The sequence below is a fragment of the Sandaracinaceae bacterium genome (assembly GCA_016706685.1).
Classification (GTDB): domain Bacteria; phylum Myxococcota_A; class Polyangia; order Polyangiales; family Houyiibacteriaceae; genus JADJJE01.
On the sequence record JADJJE010000005.1, the window covers coordinates 129,921 to 144,204 of the forward strand.

General features: G+C 68.5%; 14 protein-coding genes. 4 read left to right on the forward strand and 10 right to left on the reverse strand.

Features of this window, described 5'->3' with window-relative positions; genetic code table 11:
* Positions 1-20: 20 nt before the first annotated feature.
* From IPI43_10115 to IPI43_10125, 3 genes are all read right to left on the reverse strand, one after another.
* Positions 21-1,025, reverse strand: a complete 1,005-nt coding sequence (locus tag IPI43_10115) for a glutamine synthetase beta-grasp domain-containing protein (GenBank protein MBK7774479.1) — start codon at positions 1,023-1,025, stop codon at positions 21-23.
* 218 nt (positions 1,026-1,243) lie between these two features.
* Positions 1,244-2,032, reverse strand: a complete 789-nt coding sequence (locus IPI43_10120) for a 2-oxo acid dehydrogenase subunit E2 (protein ID MBK7774480.1) — start codon at positions 2,030-2,032, stop codon at positions 1,244-1,246.
* Positions 2,033-2,106: 74 nt separating this feature from the next.
* The gene (locus tag IPI43_10125; protein ID MBK7774481.1) at positions 2,107-3,768 is read right to left on the reverse strand and encodes a putative metal-binding motif-containing protein; all 1,662 of its coding nucleotides are present in this window, start codon (positions 3,766-3,768) and stop codon (positions 2,107-2,109) included.
* 215 nt (positions 3,769-3,983) lie between these two features.
* On the opposite strand from IPI43_10125, the gene IPI43_10130 reads away from it, so the two are divergent.
* Entirely contained in the window at positions 3,984-5,588 is a 1,605-nt protein-coding gene (locus IPI43_10130) for a hypothetical protein (GenBank protein MBK7774482.1), read from the forward strand.
* Positions 5,589-5,610: 22 nt separating this feature from the next.
* On the opposite strand, the gene IPI43_10135 is transcribed toward IPI43_10130, so the two are convergent.
* Positions 5,611-6,339 carry a hypothetical protein gene (locus tag IPI43_10135; protein MBK7774483.1) on the reverse strand — a complete coding sequence of 243 codons (729 nt, stop codon included), beginning with the start codon at positions 6,337-6,339 and terminating at the stop codon, positions 5,611-5,613.
* A gap of 138 nt (positions 6,340-6,477) precedes the next feature.
* On the opposite strand from IPI43_10135, the gene rimO reads away from it, so the two are divergent.
* From rimO to IPI43_10150, 3 genes are all read left to right on the forward strand, one after another.
* Positions 6,478-7,908, forward strand: a complete 1,431-nt coding sequence (rimO, locus tag IPI43_10140) for a 30S ribosomal protein S12 methylthiotransferase RimO (GenBank protein MBK7774484.1) — start codon at positions 6,478-6,480, stop codon at positions 7,906-7,908.
* A gap of 46 nt (positions 7,909-7,954) precedes the next feature.
* A complete protein-coding gene (locus IPI43_10145) occupies positions 7,955-8,731 on the forward strand; it encodes a DUF695 domain-containing protein (protein ID MBK7774485.1) in 777 nt (258 codons plus the stop codon).
* A 153-nt stretch (positions 8,732-8,884) separates the two neighbouring features.
* The gene (locus IPI43_10150) at positions 8,885-9,460 is read left to right on the forward strand and encodes a peptidylprolyl isomerase (protein ID MBK7774486.1); all 576 of its coding nucleotides are present in this window, start codon (positions 8,885-8,887) and stop codon (positions 9,458-9,460) included.
* Here IPI43_10150 and IPI43_10155 read toward each other — a convergent pair.
* Genes IPI43_10155 through IPI43_10180 form a run of 6 tightly spaced genes read right to left on the reverse strand, consistent with a single transcriptional unit; the run spans position 9,427 to position 14,271 of the window.
* Positions 9,427-10,344 (reverse strand): hypothetical protein, encoded by a 918-nt coding sequence (locus IPI43_10155; GenBank protein ID MBK7774487.1) that lies wholly within the window; start codon positions 10,342-10,344, stop codon positions 9,427-9,429. The genes IPI43_10150 and IPI43_10155 overlap by 34 nt on opposite strands.
* Positions 10,337-11,206 (reverse strand): diiron oxygenase, encoded by an 870-nt coding sequence (locus IPI43_10160; GenBank protein ID MBK7774488.1) that lies wholly within the window; start codon positions 11,204-11,206, stop codon positions 10,337-10,339. Before IPI43_10160 ends, IPI43_10155 begins: the two co-directional genes overlap by 8 nt.
* 9 nt (positions 11,207-11,215) lie before the next feature.
* Positions 11,216-11,473, reverse strand: coding sequence for a hypothetical protein (locus IPI43_10165; GenBank protein ID MBK7774489.1), 258 nt, complete (start codon positions 11,471-11,473; stop codon positions 11,216-11,218).
* Positions 11,470-12,564 (reverse strand): DUF3419 family protein, encoded by a 1,095-nt coding sequence (locus IPI43_10170; GenBank protein MBK7774490.1) that lies wholly within the window; start codon positions 12,562-12,564, stop codon positions 11,470-11,472. The genes IPI43_10165 and IPI43_10170 overlap by 4 nt, the downstream gene beginning before the upstream one ends.
* Positions 12,561-13,679, reverse strand: a complete 1,119-nt coding sequence (locus IPI43_10175) for an SDR family oxidoreductase (protein ID MBK7774491.1) — start codon at positions 13,677-13,679, stop codon at positions 12,561-12,563. The genes IPI43_10170 and IPI43_10175 overlap by 4 nt, the downstream gene beginning before the upstream one ends.
* 4 nt (positions 13,680-13,683) lie before the next feature.
* Positions 13,684-14,271 (reverse strand): hypothetical protein, encoded by a 588-nt coding sequence (locus tag IPI43_10180; GenBank protein MBK7774492.1) that lies wholly within the window; start codon positions 14,269-14,271, stop codon positions 13,684-13,686.
* Positions 14,272-14,284: the final 13 nt, after the last annotated feature.

Below are 14,284 nucleotides of genomic sequence, written 5' to 3' on the forward strand. Positions count from 1 at the left end.
GGGGAGCCGAGTGGCTCAGATCAGTCGCAGGTGGTCTCGAGGAGCAGACGAGCGACGGTGTACGGGTCCATGTTCGCGTTCGGACGACGGTCCTCGAAGTAGCCGTAGCCCTGGAGCTTGGTCGCGAGCGGGATGCGGATGGAGGCGCCGCGGTCCGACACGCCGTACTTGAACTCCTTGTAGGAGCAGGTCTCGTGCTTGCCGGTGAGGCGGCTCTCGATGTCGTGGCCGTAGTTGGCGATGTGCAGCTTGATCTTGTCGGGCTGGCCGAGCTTCTCACAGGCCGCGATGATGACGTCCCAGCCACCGGGCTCGCGCATGGCCTTGGTGGAGAAGTTGGAGTGACAGCCGGCGCCGTTCCAGTCGCCCTTGGCGGGCTTGGCCTCGAAGCTCGCGTCCACGCCGTAGGACTCGGCCATGCGGCAGAGCAGGTAGCGCGCGATGTACATGTGGTCGCCCACTTCCGTCGGGCCCGCGGGTCCGATCTGGAACTCCCACTGACCGGGCATGACCTCGGCGTTGATGCCGCTGATCTTCAGGCCGGCCATGATGCAAGCCTCGAGGTGCTCCTCGATGAGCTCACGACCCATGACGTTGCTGGCGCCGGTGCCGCAGTAGTACGGGCCCTGGGGACCGGGGTAGCCGCCCTCGGGGAAGCCGTAGGGCCGCCCGTTCTTCATGAGCGTGTACTCCTGCTCCATGCCGTACCAGGCCTCCTGGGCCTTGTGCTTGGTCTCGGCGGCGGCGCAGGCAGCGCGCGTGTTGGACGGGTGCACGGAGCCATCGGCCGAGTAGACGTCGCAGAGCACGAGGATGTCGCCGTCGGCGCGGAGCGGATCCGGGCACGTGAAGACGGGACGCAAGATGCAGTCGGAGCGGTCGCCCGTCGCCTGGTTGGTGCTGGAGCCGTCGAAGCCCCACTCCGGCGGGGTGTCACCCTCGTCCATGACCTTGGTCTTGGAGCGCAGAAGGGGGGTCGGCTCGGTGCCGTCGATCCAAATGTATTCAGCCCTGATCTTACCCATCGAAATTCTCCGATTTGAAGAGCGGGGTCATCCCGCCCGGTGCGCGTAGTGTGTCCTAGCGAGGGTCGGGTTCGTGGTCCGACAGGGTCTCGCTGGGTGTCCGATGCGGGTTATAGCTGGATCATTGTTTCAGGAATGTTTCGTGTCGCTTTCGTGCCTGGGAAAACGCCCGCGAAGCCACAATCACCGCAAAAACAGGGCTCATTTGGCCACTGCGCTCAGCGCTCGGGGTACAGCTGCGTGGGGTCGGCGAAGATCTCGCGGACCTTGCGGGCCAGCACCCCTCCCTGGAAGCCGTCCATGAACCGGTGGTCGATGGTGGCCGTGATGGTGAGCATGGGGCGCACCACCACCTGGCCGTGTTCGACGACGGCCTGATCGCGGATGGCGCCGAGCAGCACATAGACGGGCACGCGCGCGAACGGGGTGGGTGGCACGAAGCCCTCGTCGAGGCCCAGCATGCCCACGCTGGTGATGATGCAGGTGCCGAAGGGGAACGCCTCGAGCCCGGCGCCGGGGAGCGACACGCCCAGCGAGCCGGTCAGCCAGCCGATGAACGTGACCAGCGGGCGAATGACCCAGGTGGGCAGCATCCGCGCCAGGTTGTTGCTCTTCTTGAACTCCTTGTCCTTGCCAGCGCGCAGCTTCGCGGCGGCGGCGCCGAACTCCCGCGCGATGTCCTCGAGGCGCTTCTCGTCCACGCGCTCCACCTTGACCTTGCCGAGGTCGCTGCCCTCGTCGAGGGCCACCAGGAACGCCACGTCCACCGTGCTGTGCTGATGGAAGGCACCGAAGCGCAGGAAGCCGTTGAGCCCCGGCGCCTCGCGCAGCGCGGCCCCCACCACCTTGCCGACGAAGTGCGTGATGGTGACCTTCTCACCCGTCTCGGCGCGCACCTGCTCGAGGTAGGCGAGCACGTGCGTGGCGTCCACGGTGAGCTTCCCGTAGATGTTCCCCTCGCGTGGCGCGGACCACGTGGCGATGGCCAGCTTCCGGCGCGTGCTCATCTTCGGCATTACCCCGGGTCTACCACGCCCCGGTGACGCGTGAACAGCGCTACACGTCGCGTCGACGGACGGGCTCAGAACTCTAGCTCGTACGCCCCGACGTCGAACAGGCCACCCTGCGGACGCGTGCCACTGAACGAGAACCCGACACCGGGGATGCGCACGTACGGACCGGGGTCGACGCCGGCGTCGACGAGGGGTGAGGCACCCGAGACGAGAAAGTCGGCCTGCTCGGGACCCGTGAAGAGCGGGTCGCCGGCGAAGTTCCCGCCCACGTCCTGACACTGCATGCTGCAGGCGTTGAACTCGGCGGCGCCGGTGGACGTGTAGGTGGTGACCGTGCTGCGGTTGAAGCGTGTGGCGAACGCCGCCATGGCCGGGGTGCCCGTCTCGTAGAAGTGGTTGTTGCGGGCGGTCAGCGCGCCGAGCGTGTCGGAGTTCTCGAAGAGCCACACGGTCGCAGCCGACCAGCCCTGGGTGGCGTTGTTGACCAGCACGATGGAGCCCACCTCGCCGAGCTCGAACACGCCGGCGTACGAGTTCGATGCGCTGCGGATGGCGATGCTGTTCGCGATGGCGTTGAACACCAGGGGGCTGTTGGCCACCACGATGCGGGACGAGCTGTCCATGCTGCTCGCCTGGAACGCGTTGTTCAGGATGTCGATGTGCCGAACGTCCTGGAGTTCCACCACGTGCAGGTTCCGTCCGACGCTGTTGGTGCGGAAGGACGAGAACGCCAGCTGCGCGTGCTCGAGCGCGGAGCCACGCACGCACTCGAGGAGGCTCGAGGTCAGGAGCGACGTGTCCGAGCAGGAGACGCGCGCTTCGATGATGGACATGCTGGGGCGGTCGTCGTTGATCCCGCTCACGGCGATGGCTCCGATGAGGCCGGTGGTGGCGATGCGCACGCGCCGAAAGTCCGCGCGCTCCGTCGGCGTCAGCTCGAAGGCTGCGCGCTCCGGTACGCCGTCCCCCACCGGCGTGGCGTTGATCACGAAGCCGTCCACGAGGAAGCTCCCGCCGCTCACGAAGGTGATCATGGGGTCTCCTGCGGAGACGGAATCCACGTTGATGCTCGTCGGGTCGTCGCTCGCGTTGCGGCTCCAGTCGCTGGGGTCGTAGCCGCCGTAGAGCCGTACGTTGCCGCCCGAGAACGCGGCGGACGCGATGTCCTGCGTGCTCGATTCGACGAAGTAGTCACCGTGGGTCGCGCGGCCGAGGGCACCGTTCAGCGTGCACGCGGGCTGCTGGCGCGAGCCCCGCGTGGGCGACACGTCCGAGCAACCCGCCACGCCGGCCACGAAGATGCCCGCGCTGGCCGTGGCCGCGACCAGGTCGCTGCCATCACAGTCGTTGTCGATACCGTCGTCGGCGAGTTCGTAGGCCTCCGGCGAGATGACCGCGTCCGCGTCGTCGCAGTCCGGACCGGTGATGTCCACGTAGGCATCACAGCCCGTGAAGGCCCCATCGCCATCGTCATCCACGCAGGTGGCGCAGCCGGTCCAGTTGCTGGCGTCGGTGTCGTCGCAGTCCGCGCCCTGCGCGCAGTCGACGCCGTGTCCGTCTTCGTCGCCGTCCACGCACACCCCGGTGTCCACCAGCACACCTTCGTCGGGCGTGGTGCCCAGGTCGTCCGCGACTCCGAGGTCTGGGTCCGGGTCGACGCCCCCGTCACTGCCACAGCCGGCGAGCCCGAGGGCGGTCAGGAGGCCGAAGGCCCAGAGCAGGCGGGGCATCTGAATCGTCGAGCGTGGGGCGCAGCGCAGAGCTTGCGAGTCGAAGCACTTCATGGGCGAGGGCCTTTCTGTGGCGCGGAGTTGGCGCCGTTCCCCGGGGTGGTGGCGCGACGATGGGTTTCGATCACGGCTTTCCGCGTCACGGCGCGAGCCCGCGTACCGCTGCGCCCAGGCGTGTGTTGACAGGGCGAGGCCCTGCGAGCAGCGTCGACCCGATGCCTTCGCTCAATCGCCGCGCGGCCCGACTCGCACCCCGCTGGCGTGACGGCCTCGCATGGGCCCTCGCGCTGCTCACGCTCGCGAGCGGCTGCGACGCCCGGCCGGAGCCACGCGGGGCGGGCAGCCTGGAAGCGCTCATCGATGTGCCGGTCCGCTCGGATGACGTGGACGCCTGGGCCTCGGCCCGAGATGCCACCGGGAAGGTCGAGCGGTCGCTCGACTGGCGCGAGGGCTCCGGTGGCGCTTGCCACGGCATCGCATGCTTGATCCTGCTGCCGGTCGTCGTCGGCGCCGCGCTGGTTCCACGGATCCACACCACCAGCGTGGTGCGGCGGGGCGAACAGGTGATCTTCATCGGCGGGTACGACACCGAGGGTGGGCTCGTCTTCGGACGCCTGCTGGATGGAGAGCAGTACAAGGAAGTCGCCGTCCTCGAGCGCCCAGCGCTCGGCGCTCGCTTCGCGGCCGTGGTGGCCACCGTACCCGTCAGCTCGGCGGGCAGCGACGAGGGGCGGGTCGCCATCCCGCTCAGCTCCCAGGTGGACCTGGTCGCGCGCTACCAGGCCGCTCTCGAGGCCCAGACGGGCAGCCGGAGCCCCTTGCTGCTCGAGATGCTGACGGCACGCGAAGACGAGCCGCTGGTGGCCGCCGCCGTCCGCGAGGTGGTGCGACGTCACGACGACGCCGAGGTGTCCTCCGTGCTCCGGGAGATCTGCAGCTTCGACAGGTTCCAGCCGAGCGACCCTCTCGCCACCGAGCTCGTGTCATCGCTCCGGGTGAGCCCTGGTCCGCTCTCGACCGAGCTGGTCATGAACCCGTGCGCGAGCTACATGCACGACGAGCCGGCCCGCGTGCGCTTTCTTCGCGCTGACTTCGACGCCTGGTGTGCGGCCCTGGGCAGCGAGACGACCGTCCCCGTGGTCACGCCCTTCAGCGGCAGCCGGCACAGCCATCCCGAGGACTGGATCCCCGTGGCCGAAGGTTGCCCTCCCGGCATCGGCCGCACCCGTGCGCTCTTCGCGCTGAGCGGCCCGCTCACGCAGGCTGAGCTGCGGGCCGGCATGAACACCCGTCCCGACGTGTTCGTGCCGGGTCTCCGCATGTGGAACGTGGACGAGCGGGCCCTGGCTTTCGAGGCGCTGGCCTCGGAGGAATCGCGCGCCATGGCCATCGACGTGACCACCACCATCTCTCATTCGTCTTTCCCGCCCGCCAGCAGCGAGGAGGCCGGCGCGTTCACCGCGACCTACTTTGCAGGGCACGGGACCTCCGTCGCCCACGACCGGAAGCGTATCCTCGAGGCGCTCGCGCGGCGCCCTCAGGCGACACTGCCCGCCGCCGCACGAGCACAACTGGACGCAGCGTTGGCGCAGGACGACCCCAACGCCGCTGCGCTCGCGTTGGTGCTGGGCGACACCCGCCAGGCCCTGGCGGTGGCCCGGTCCGTGGACGGCCCCATCGACTGGAGCAGGACCAACGCGCCGGTGGCACACATGGTCTGGGCGCGTGCGCTGGTGCTGGCGGGCTGCACGGAAGCGGAGGCGAGCGGCGCGGTCCTGGCCGCTCGGAGCGAAGGCACGACGCCCACCTGCGTGCGCTGACCGCGCCAGGCCTACGCGCGGGTCAGAGCGCGTTGAGCAGCTCGATGGCGACGACCGCCACGTCGACGGAGTTCGCCACCTTCTTGCGGGCACGCGCGCGCGCCTTGCTCACCACGGGGGTGTCCGACGCCGGGCGGGGCAGCACGAGACCATGTCGCGCATCGGCATCATGGAGCGCCTCGAGGGTGGCCTCGGACGTGGTCTCGACCAGGGACGCGTCGAGCCAGGCCGCCAACGCCACGGCGATGGCCTTGGTGCGCGCCGCCTCGCTCGCGCGGACACGGCCGAGCCGCAGCACGGTCCCGCCATGGCGCAGCGCCAGGCGTACATCGAACGCGTTGGTGTCCACCTGGTGGCGGGTCAACAGCAGCGCCGGCGGGTCGAGCGCGCCCTTCTTTCCTCGCGACCAGAGCGAGCGCGTGGCACGGTCCACGACGGTCTTCTTCGGGCGGGCGTGGCGCACACCGAGCACGCCCATGACCACTGCGGGGAGAAGCGACGCCAGCACTTCGTGGACGTGCGCGAAGCGGTCGAGCTGGATCACCACCAAACAGATGACCGCGAGCGCCGACGCGCCCCCGAGGGCCAGCGCGGCCAGCACCCAGCCACCGGCCACGCGCAAGTCCCACGTCCGACGCAGCTCGAGCACGCTGCCCTCGACGTGCGCGCTGGTCTGGTCGCCGAGGGCACTGCCCCAAGCGTCGAGGACCCTCGCCAGGTCGTGGCTGTGATAGCGGTAGCCGCCGTTCATCTCATCGCTTCCACGGTGATTCCTGGGGAGGCTATCGACATTGGCGGACGCCAGCAACGCCGCGGGCGATGGCTGCGGTCGAGCCGAGACGGCGTCGACCACTGGCCGAGTGGCCCCGTCGGCGCTACCAGAGAGGCCATGCCTGCCCCGAAGACCATCCACTTCATCTCCCTCGGATGCGCCAAGAACCGCGTCGACACCGAGGTGATGCTGGGCGTCTCCGGGCTGTCCGGCTTCGCGCCGGTAGACGATCCCGAGGCCGCCGAGGTCATCGTGGTGAACACCTGCGGGTTCATCGACGCGGCCAAGGAAGAGTCCGTGGACACCATCCTCGAGATGGCCGAACTCAAGCGCAGCGGCGCATGCAAGAAGCTGGTGGTCGCGGGCTGCCTCTCGCAGCGCTACGCCAAGGACCTCGAGCTGGAGATGCCCGAGGTGGACCACTTCCTCGGCTCGAGCGACATGCTGAAGCTGGGCGAAGTGCTGGACCCGAGGGCCGCCGCCGCCCGCATGCTGGTGGGCAACCCCGCCGAGTGGACCATCCGCGCTACGGACCCGCGCACGCTCACCCAGCGCGGGCACAGCGCGTACATGAAGATCGCGGAGGGCTGCAACCGTCAGTGCAGCTTCTGCGCCATCCCCGGCATCCGCGGCAAGCAGCGCTCGCGCACGGTGGAAGACGTGGTCATGGAGGCCACGCAGCTGGCCGAACGTGGCGTGGTGGAGCTCAACCTGGTCAGCCAGGACACCATCGCATTTGGGCGCGACCTCACCCAGAAGGCCACCCTGGCGCAGCTCATCGAGGCCCTGGGCGAGGTGAGCGGCATCTCTTGGATCCGCGTGCACTACCTGTACCCCGAGGCGCTCACCGAGCCGCTGGTGGAGCTGTTCGCCAAGCACCCGAAGGTGCTGCCCTACATCGACATGCCGCTGCAGCACGCGGCCGATTCCATGCTCATGCGCATGCGGCGCGGCCACGGGGGCGAGCGGCTCTACCGCGTGGTGGACACGCTGCGGCAGAACATCCCCGACATGGTGTTCCGCACCACGTTCATCGTGGGGCACCCGGGCGAGACCGACGCGGACTTCGCCGAGCTGAAGAAGTTCGTGCAGTACTCCGAGTTCGACCACGTGGGCGTGTTCCGCTATTCGCACGAAGAGGACACACACGCGGGCACCATGACCGACCTGGTGGAGCCTGAGGTCATCGCGGCGCGCCACGAAGAGCTGATGGGCCTGCAGCGGCCGATCAGCCGCGACAAGCTCGAGGCGCGCGTGGGCACCGAGCTCGAGGTGCTGGTGGACGGCGAGAGCGACGAGAGCGAGTTTCTGCTCGAGGGCCGCTGGTGGGGTCAGGCGCCCGAGGTGGACGGCAAGATCTACCTGGCCAACGGCGAGGCGGAGCCCGGCGAGATCCGGCGGGCGCTGGTGCGCGACGCGGGGGACTACGATCTGGTGGCGGACCTGCTGGACCGTGACGGGAACTGGACCGCGCCGCCCGGCGTGGAGCGCCCGGAGCGCCGCACGGCGCGCAGCCGGCCGAAGAAGAAGCAGCTCCGGGTGATGTAGAACGGGTCGTGGACACGGGAGACGGACGTGGCGTACGACACGCGTCATGGACTCAGATCAGCCCGTGCGCGAAGAGTGGGACTTCTACCCGTGCCAGGTCGATGACCGTCCGGCCTCCATGTTCTTGAACCTCGGGTTCGTGGACGCAATGCCCCCACACGCGATGCCCGTGCTGCACTGGGTGGGGCTCGAGATGCTGCACCCCGGGGAGCACGGCATGGGCGTGCAGCCGGACGTGGACAGCCTCTTCGTCTGCGAAGACGCTATTGTCCCGGCCCTGGCCACGCTGGGCTTGGTGTTCGTGGCACGTCTCCGCAACCACGGGGAGTGGCGCCTGCACTTGTACGGCCCCCCCGTCGTCGAGGAACGCATGCTGGCCACCTTGGAGCGAGCGCTCGACGGTCAGGCGCGGGGCTTTCGCTTCGGCTGCCAAGACGACCCCGAGGGCGAGTGCTACGCGGGCTTCCTGTATCCACCGCCCGAGCGACTGCAGTGGATCATGGACCGTCGCTTGGTGGCGCAGCTCCAACAGCACGGCGACGTGCTGACCGCCGAGCGGCCCGTGGACCACTTTCTCAACTTCCCAGAGGGCGTGGACGTGAGCGGCTTCTGTGCGGCGGCCAGAGAGCTCGGCTTCGGGATGCTCGAAGAGCTACCCCCTGCGGTGGACGGCATGCAGTCGGTGCCGCTGCAGCGCATGGACACCGTGGAACTCGACGCCATCCACGAGGCCGTGATGCAGTTGGTGGACCTCGCCGCATCCTATGATGGCGCCCACGACGGTTGGGGCTGTCCGCTGGTGAAGGCGGGAGACGCCGCCTAGAGCCGCACCCGGGGAGATGACGACGGCCCGCCCGGGTGTTACATGGCGCCCATGCGTTCGACGAAGCTCTGGTTCTCCCTCGCCTGTCTCCTGCCGGTCATCGGCCTCGCCGCGTGTAGCGCGCGTCGCACCTCTACGGAGGAGCGTGCCGAGATGGTCCGCCCGCAGCCAGCCGCTGCCGCGCCGGCCACGGCTCAGCCATTCACGGTGCTCTTGGACACCACCAAGGGGCCCATCCACATCGAGGTGCATCCCGAGTGGGCGCCGCTAGGGGCCGCGCGCTTCCGTGAGCTGGTCGAGGCCGGCTACTTCACCGACGTGGCGTTCTTCCGGGTGGTGGAGGGCTTCATGGCCCAGATCGGCATCCACGGTGACCCGGCCGTCAACAACCGTTGGCGCGAGAACAGTTTCCCGGACGACCCCGTCACCCAGAGCAACACGCGCGGCATGCTGAGCTTCGCCACCCGGGGGCCCAACACACGCACCACCCAGTTCTTCATCAACTTCGTCGACAACCGCAACCTCGACGGGATGGGCTTCTCACCCTTTGCGCGCGTCCGCGAGGCCGACATGGCGATCGTGGACAGCCTCTACAACGGCTACGGCGAGGGCGCGCCGCGCGGCGCCGGCCCCGATCAGGGGCGCATGCACGCCGAGGGCAACACGTACCTGCGGGCCAGCTTCCCGAACCTCGACTACGTGCGCTCGGCGCGCATCGTGCCCAACTGAGCGTCGTCCGACCTGCGGGCGAGGCCGAGCGCGTCTCGGAGGCCCGCAGGCCAGTGGTCCGTCACGCTTCCGAACTGCGTGCACAACGCGAGCAACCACCGCTCGAGTCCGAAGGCGACGCATCCCGAGGCAAGCGCGCTCCCATCGCGCATGATCCCGAACGTCTGCCCGAAAAAGCACCCGTGCGCATTGAGCGACCCTACGGCGAGGCCGTCCCCGAATACGATCTCGGTCTTCAGAGGTGAGAGGCGCTGCGCGTAGAAGCGCGGGTCCTGGTAGGGATCGAAGAACGAATCCGTCGCGGGAGCGAACGTCATCGGGAGCTCCATGAGGTCGAGGAGCCGCTCGATGCGAGCGCGCATGTCGAGGAGGAAGGTCGCCACCTCGTCGCCCGTCCCGATGCAGACGATCTCGCGCATGCTGAAGCTCCGCTGTCGGGCGAGCGCCGCATAAGACGGCTCGGTGCGAAAGCACGTCGCGCTCGTCGTGAGCCGCAATGGCGCTGGGAGCTCGCGCCCCGCCAGGAGCGCGTAGAAATGATAGCAAGCGGCCGGGGTCAGCGCGCTGTGCACGGGCGCGAGCGGACCGAGCCGGACGCTCCCGTCATCGTCGAGCACGTTCCCGTCCGCGAAGGCGCGCAAGGTCGCTTCGTCCGCGCGGAGCGACACCGGGAAGGACACGATGTGCGGGAACGAGTGGAAGTAGCCGGTGCGGTCGAGCGCCTCCGCGGCGATCATCGGCGGGAAGCGGTACTCGCTCGCGGAGAGCTCGTCCGCGAGACCACCGAAGAGCGCGTCGAGCGCGCGATGCACGCAGAGCGCATCGTGCGAGAGCGCGACCTGCCCGTCCGCGTAGGGATGGATCCCGGCGTGGAGGTCACACATGGAGTTCACCTGCGTCGAGGAGCCCCATGGGCGAGAGCACACGATGGAGACGCCGAAGCGCGCGTGCTTCGCGAGCCTGCGTGGAGTGGGACGCGAGCGCGACCCGGCGGACCGCGAAGGGCGAAGCGAGCCCGGCGTCGCGATAGACGTCTGGGTTCGTGTACTCTTGTCGGCTCGCCGACACGAACGCCCGCAGGTACGTGCGCACGCGCTCGAGTTCGCGCGGGTCGGACGCGCTCTGCGCCTCGTCCACCAGCTCACGGACGATGATGCGTCCAAAGGCGAGATGTCGGACCTCGTCCTCATGGTGCCGGCGGTTGATCTCTCGAACCAACGGTTCCACCCGCGGGTCGGCCGCGTTCACACGGTTGTAGTAGTCCACGCGCTCCTCGAACACGAGGATGCCCGCAAAGAAACAGAGGGCCTCCTCACGCGGGCTCTGCTCGCGCGGCATGGGCACGTAGCGGCTCTCGTAGAACCCTCCGTGGTACCGCTCACAGAATCGGGAGAACGTCGCCATGTGCTCGATCTCCTCCTCGAGCATGTGGTGCAGGTACGCGTGGCGGAGCGGATCCGCCTCGCGATGCAGGTACCGGAGAATGCCCTCGGCGAGCAGCCTCTCTCCGTGGATGTTCAGGCTGAAGAAGTTGATCGCTTCGTGCCGCGCGAGCGCTTGCTGCTGGTCGAGGGGCATCGACTGGAAGACTTCCGTCCCCGCCAGCGACACGAGGTCGGGAGAGGTCCACCAGAGACCCCCGCTGAGCCGTTCAGGCCACTCGAGGGCAGACGTGGTTCGCGCTGCGGCGCCTCGCGAACGAAGAGCGAGCACGCGGAGCACCTGATCTCTTCTGTCTTTCCGCATGGGGTCTCCTCAGACGTAGTAGCGCGCGTAGATTCGCCCGAGCGTCCGAACGCTCTCGGGCTCGAAGCGCTCGCCGAGCACACGCTCCCCGGTCTGCTCTTCGATGAGCATCATCAGCTCCACGAGCGCGAAGGAGTCCACGATGCCGGCCGCGACGATGTCCGTGTCGTCATCGAAGGTCACCCTGGCGAGCTCCGGCTTCCGGGCCGTGAGCCAGGCCCGAAGCGTGTCGATGGACGCACGCCGGTGTTCGAGAGCGGTTGTCATGGCACTTCCTTGTTGACGGTGGCCACACAGAATCGCGCGTTGATGAACGCGCGGTCCCGGAGTCCCAGTGCCTCCGAGCGCGCTTCGTCCGGAAGGATGGTGGCCCGCACGGAAGGCGGGAACGGGCGGGCGGCGAGCAGCGCTCGTGAGGTGATCACCGCGCCCGGACGAGCCACGCGCGCCACCTCTTCGAAGAGCACACGGCGCTCGTCATCGCTCATCCACTCGTCGATGTTCGACAGATAGAGCTTGTCCACGCTGCTAGCCTCGAGCGTGGCCAGAAATTCGAGCATGCCGGAGTGAACGAGACGCACGCAGTCGCCGTATGCGCGCACGGCCAAAACACCGGGCATGGCCAGGTAGGGCGGCCGTCCCGAGGCGCCCGTTGGAAACACGCCGAGCAGCATGCGTGAGAGGAAATAGTTGTCGCGACCGGACTGTTCACGCAGACAACGCTCGGCACGAGCGTGAAGCGCCGCCCCCACGTCCACACCCGCAACGTGTGTGTAGAACTCGCCGCCGAGCGCTCGCTCGAGTACCCGCCTGTGGAGCCCGCGAAACACCAAGCGATAGCGTCGGGTGTTCCACGATGCGTCGTAGAAGCGAGCGCGAGCCTCCCGGTCCTCCTCGAGGAGCAGCCGCTCCATGCGCGCCCTCGGATGCACGAAGGCCCGCAGGAGGCGGCCGAGCAACGCGATGAAGCGCTCCGCGCGACCCTCGCCGAGGACGCCTCGCTCGATCATCCCGAGCCGCGCATCCCAGTAGCGCGCGTCGTCTTCGCGGAGCCGCGCACGAACCTCGGGCCACGACTCACCCCGCGCGAAGGATGCGGACGGGTCGAGGAACTCGAGCGCACGCTCGCCGAGCGCACACACCGCCGCCTGCTTGAGCGCGACGACACGCAGCTGTGCCTCGCTACGGTCTACTACGAAGAGCGTCTTGGGTGCAGACGCGAGCAGCGAGAGTGCGGTGCAGCCTCCGCCTGCCGTGGCAACGACCACGTCGGTCGGACGGATGGCGAGCGCCTCCATCTCCAGCAGAGGGTCTTCCCAGTTCTGGGCGTAGACGAGCCTGTCCAGCGGAGCGCTCATGCGGACACCTCGAAGCGAGCGCGGACGGCGTGATCGACGAGCGTGGGCAGGAAGTCTTGGGCGTGCTGGAGCGAGAGGCCAGAACCTTCGAGCGCTCGGTCGAGTCGGGCCGTGCTGAAGCGCTTCGGCGCCGAGAGGTGCCGCGTGAACGTCTGCAAGTTCTCGAGCACCGAACGCAGCCGCGGATTCCCGACCTGCTCGATCGTGTCCACGAAGTCGCGGAAGACCTCGGGCGTCACCACCACCGGCGCCGGATAACCGTGCGCACGAAACGCTGGGTCGAGCGCGGCGAAGCGCGCCATCACGAGCGGCATGATCGCACCGAGCGGGAGCGAGCGGTGAGGCCCTGCGCACACGTGGAACGTCTCACCCGCTCGAAAGCCGTCGCGCATGAGCCAGGTGATCGCGTCCGCGGCGAAGTCCACGGGAACGAAGTCCACAGGCTGCGAAGGGTCCCCCGGTAGCATCGCGAGCAGCCCGTGCTGCGCGAGCTTGAAGACCCGGTAGGGACCGTCGAACGTACCGATGACACCGTCAGTCTGTCGCCCGACGACGATCCCGAGCCGCAGGATGCTCACGGGCAGCGAGCGCGAGGCGTCGCGAACGAGCGCTTCGGCGAACGCCTTGCTCCGCTCGTACTCGGTGAAGAACGGACCCTCGACACCGCACGCGTCCTCGGCGATCTCCCCGGTCCGCCCACCGGCGACGAACGCAGTGCCCAGGTAGCCGAAGCGCGGGTTGTGGACGCAGAGGCGCGCGAGCTCGAGCACGTGTGCCGTGCCCTTCACGTTGACCCGCCCGGCGTCCTCGCGGCTCTGCCGAAACCCGGTGTCCGCCGCCGCGTGCAGTATCATCGTGACGTCCCGCGTGAGCTGGGCGTACGTGCCCTCGTCGATGCCGAGCCGGGGCGACGTCACGTCCCCAGGCACGGCGTTGATCTCGCAGCGTGCGTCGCCGACGTGGCTGCGCACCCGCATGAGCTTTGCACGGACCTCGAGGGCGTCGCCCCGGAGGAGCAACACGATTCGCGCTCTGCCGGTGCACGCCCGTGCGACCGAGCGCACGAGTTCACGTCCGACGATCCCATGACTGCCCGTGATGAAGATGGTCTCCATGGCGTCATGCCTCCACGATCGTGCAGCTGAAGTGCGCGCCGAAGCCGGTCACGAACAACGCGACCTTGTCGCCCGGGCGGATTCGCCCTCGAGAGACCGCGTCGACATAGTTGATCACGTTGTCCGACGCGACGACGTGCCCGATGCGCGCCACGTTATCGAGAAAGACCTTCGCGTGATCGATCTCGAGGATGCGGCTCAGGATCTCCCAGCTCCGCACGCTGAAGTTGTGCGGGACGAAGCAGTGGATGTCTCCGATCGACAGCCCTGCGCTCGCGACCGCCTCGTACACCGCTTGGCGCGCGAGCGGGAAGTAGGCGGCGACCAACGCGTCGTGCCGCGACTCTCCGTCCCAATACGTGCCACGTGTGATCTGACTGGTGCCGAGGATGCGGCCGCGCGGCTCGTCGCGACGCACGATGGCGGCACATGCGCCGTCCGACATGATGTTGAAGACGACCTCGCGGTTCGCATGTTCCGGAAACTTGTCGGCGGCCACGCAGAGGATGCTGTCGAGGCCGGGCTCTGCGACGAGGAGCGCGCGCGCGATCCTGAGACAGCCGTGGAATGCATTGCACGCGAGCTGGGACACGCCGATCACGGCT

Coding starts and splice junctions, on each gene's coding strand:
- IPI43_10115 (MBK7774479.1), bottom strand. CDS start 1,025: ATGGGTAAGATCAGGGCTGAATACATTTGGATCGACGGCACCGAGCCG.
- IPI43_10120 (MBK7774480.1), bottom strand. CDS start 2,032: ATGAGCACGCGCCGGAAGCTGGCCATCGCCACGTGGTCCGCGCCACGC.
- IPI43_10125 (MBK7774481.1), bottom strand. CDS start 3,768: ATGCCCCGCCTGCTCTGGGCCTTCGGCCTCCTGACCGCCCTCGGGCTC.
- IPI43_10130 (MBK7774482.1), top strand. CDS start 3,984: ATGCCTTCGCTCAATCGCCGCGCGGCCCGACTCGCACCCCGCTGGCGT.
- IPI43_10135 (MBK7774483.1), bottom strand. CDS start 6,339: ATGAACGGCGGCTACCGCTATCACAGCCACGACCTGGCGAGGGTCCTC.
- rimO (MBK7774484.1), top strand. CDS start 6,478: ATGCCTGCCCCGAAGACCATCCACTTCATCTCCCTCGGATGCGCCAAG.
- IPI43_10145 (MBK7774485.1), top strand. CDS start 7,955: ATGGACTCAGATCAGCCCGTGCGCGAAGAGTGGGACTTCTACCCGTGC.
- IPI43_10150 (MBK7774486.1), top strand. CDS start 8,885: ATGGTCCGCCCGCAGCCAGCCGCTGCCGCGCCGGCCACGGCTCAGCCA.
- IPI43_10155 (MBK7774487.1), bottom strand. CDS start 10,344: ATGTGTGACCTCCACGCCGGGATCCATCCCTACGCGGACGGGCAGGTC.
- IPI43_10160 (MBK7774488.1), bottom strand. CDS start 11,206: ATGCGGAAAGACAGAAGAGATCAGGTGCTCCGCGTGCTCGCTCTTCGT.
- IPI43_10165 (MBK7774489.1), bottom strand. CDS start 11,473: ATGACAACCGCTCTCGAACACCGGCGTGCGTCCATCGACACGCTTCGG.
- IPI43_10170 (MBK7774490.1), bottom strand. CDS start 12,564: ATGAGCGCTCCGCTGGACAGGCTCGTCTACGCCCAGAACTGGGAAGAC.
- IPI43_10175 (MBK7774491.1), bottom strand. CDS start 13,679: ATGGAGACCATCTTCATCACGGGCAGTCATGGGATCGTCGGACGTGAA.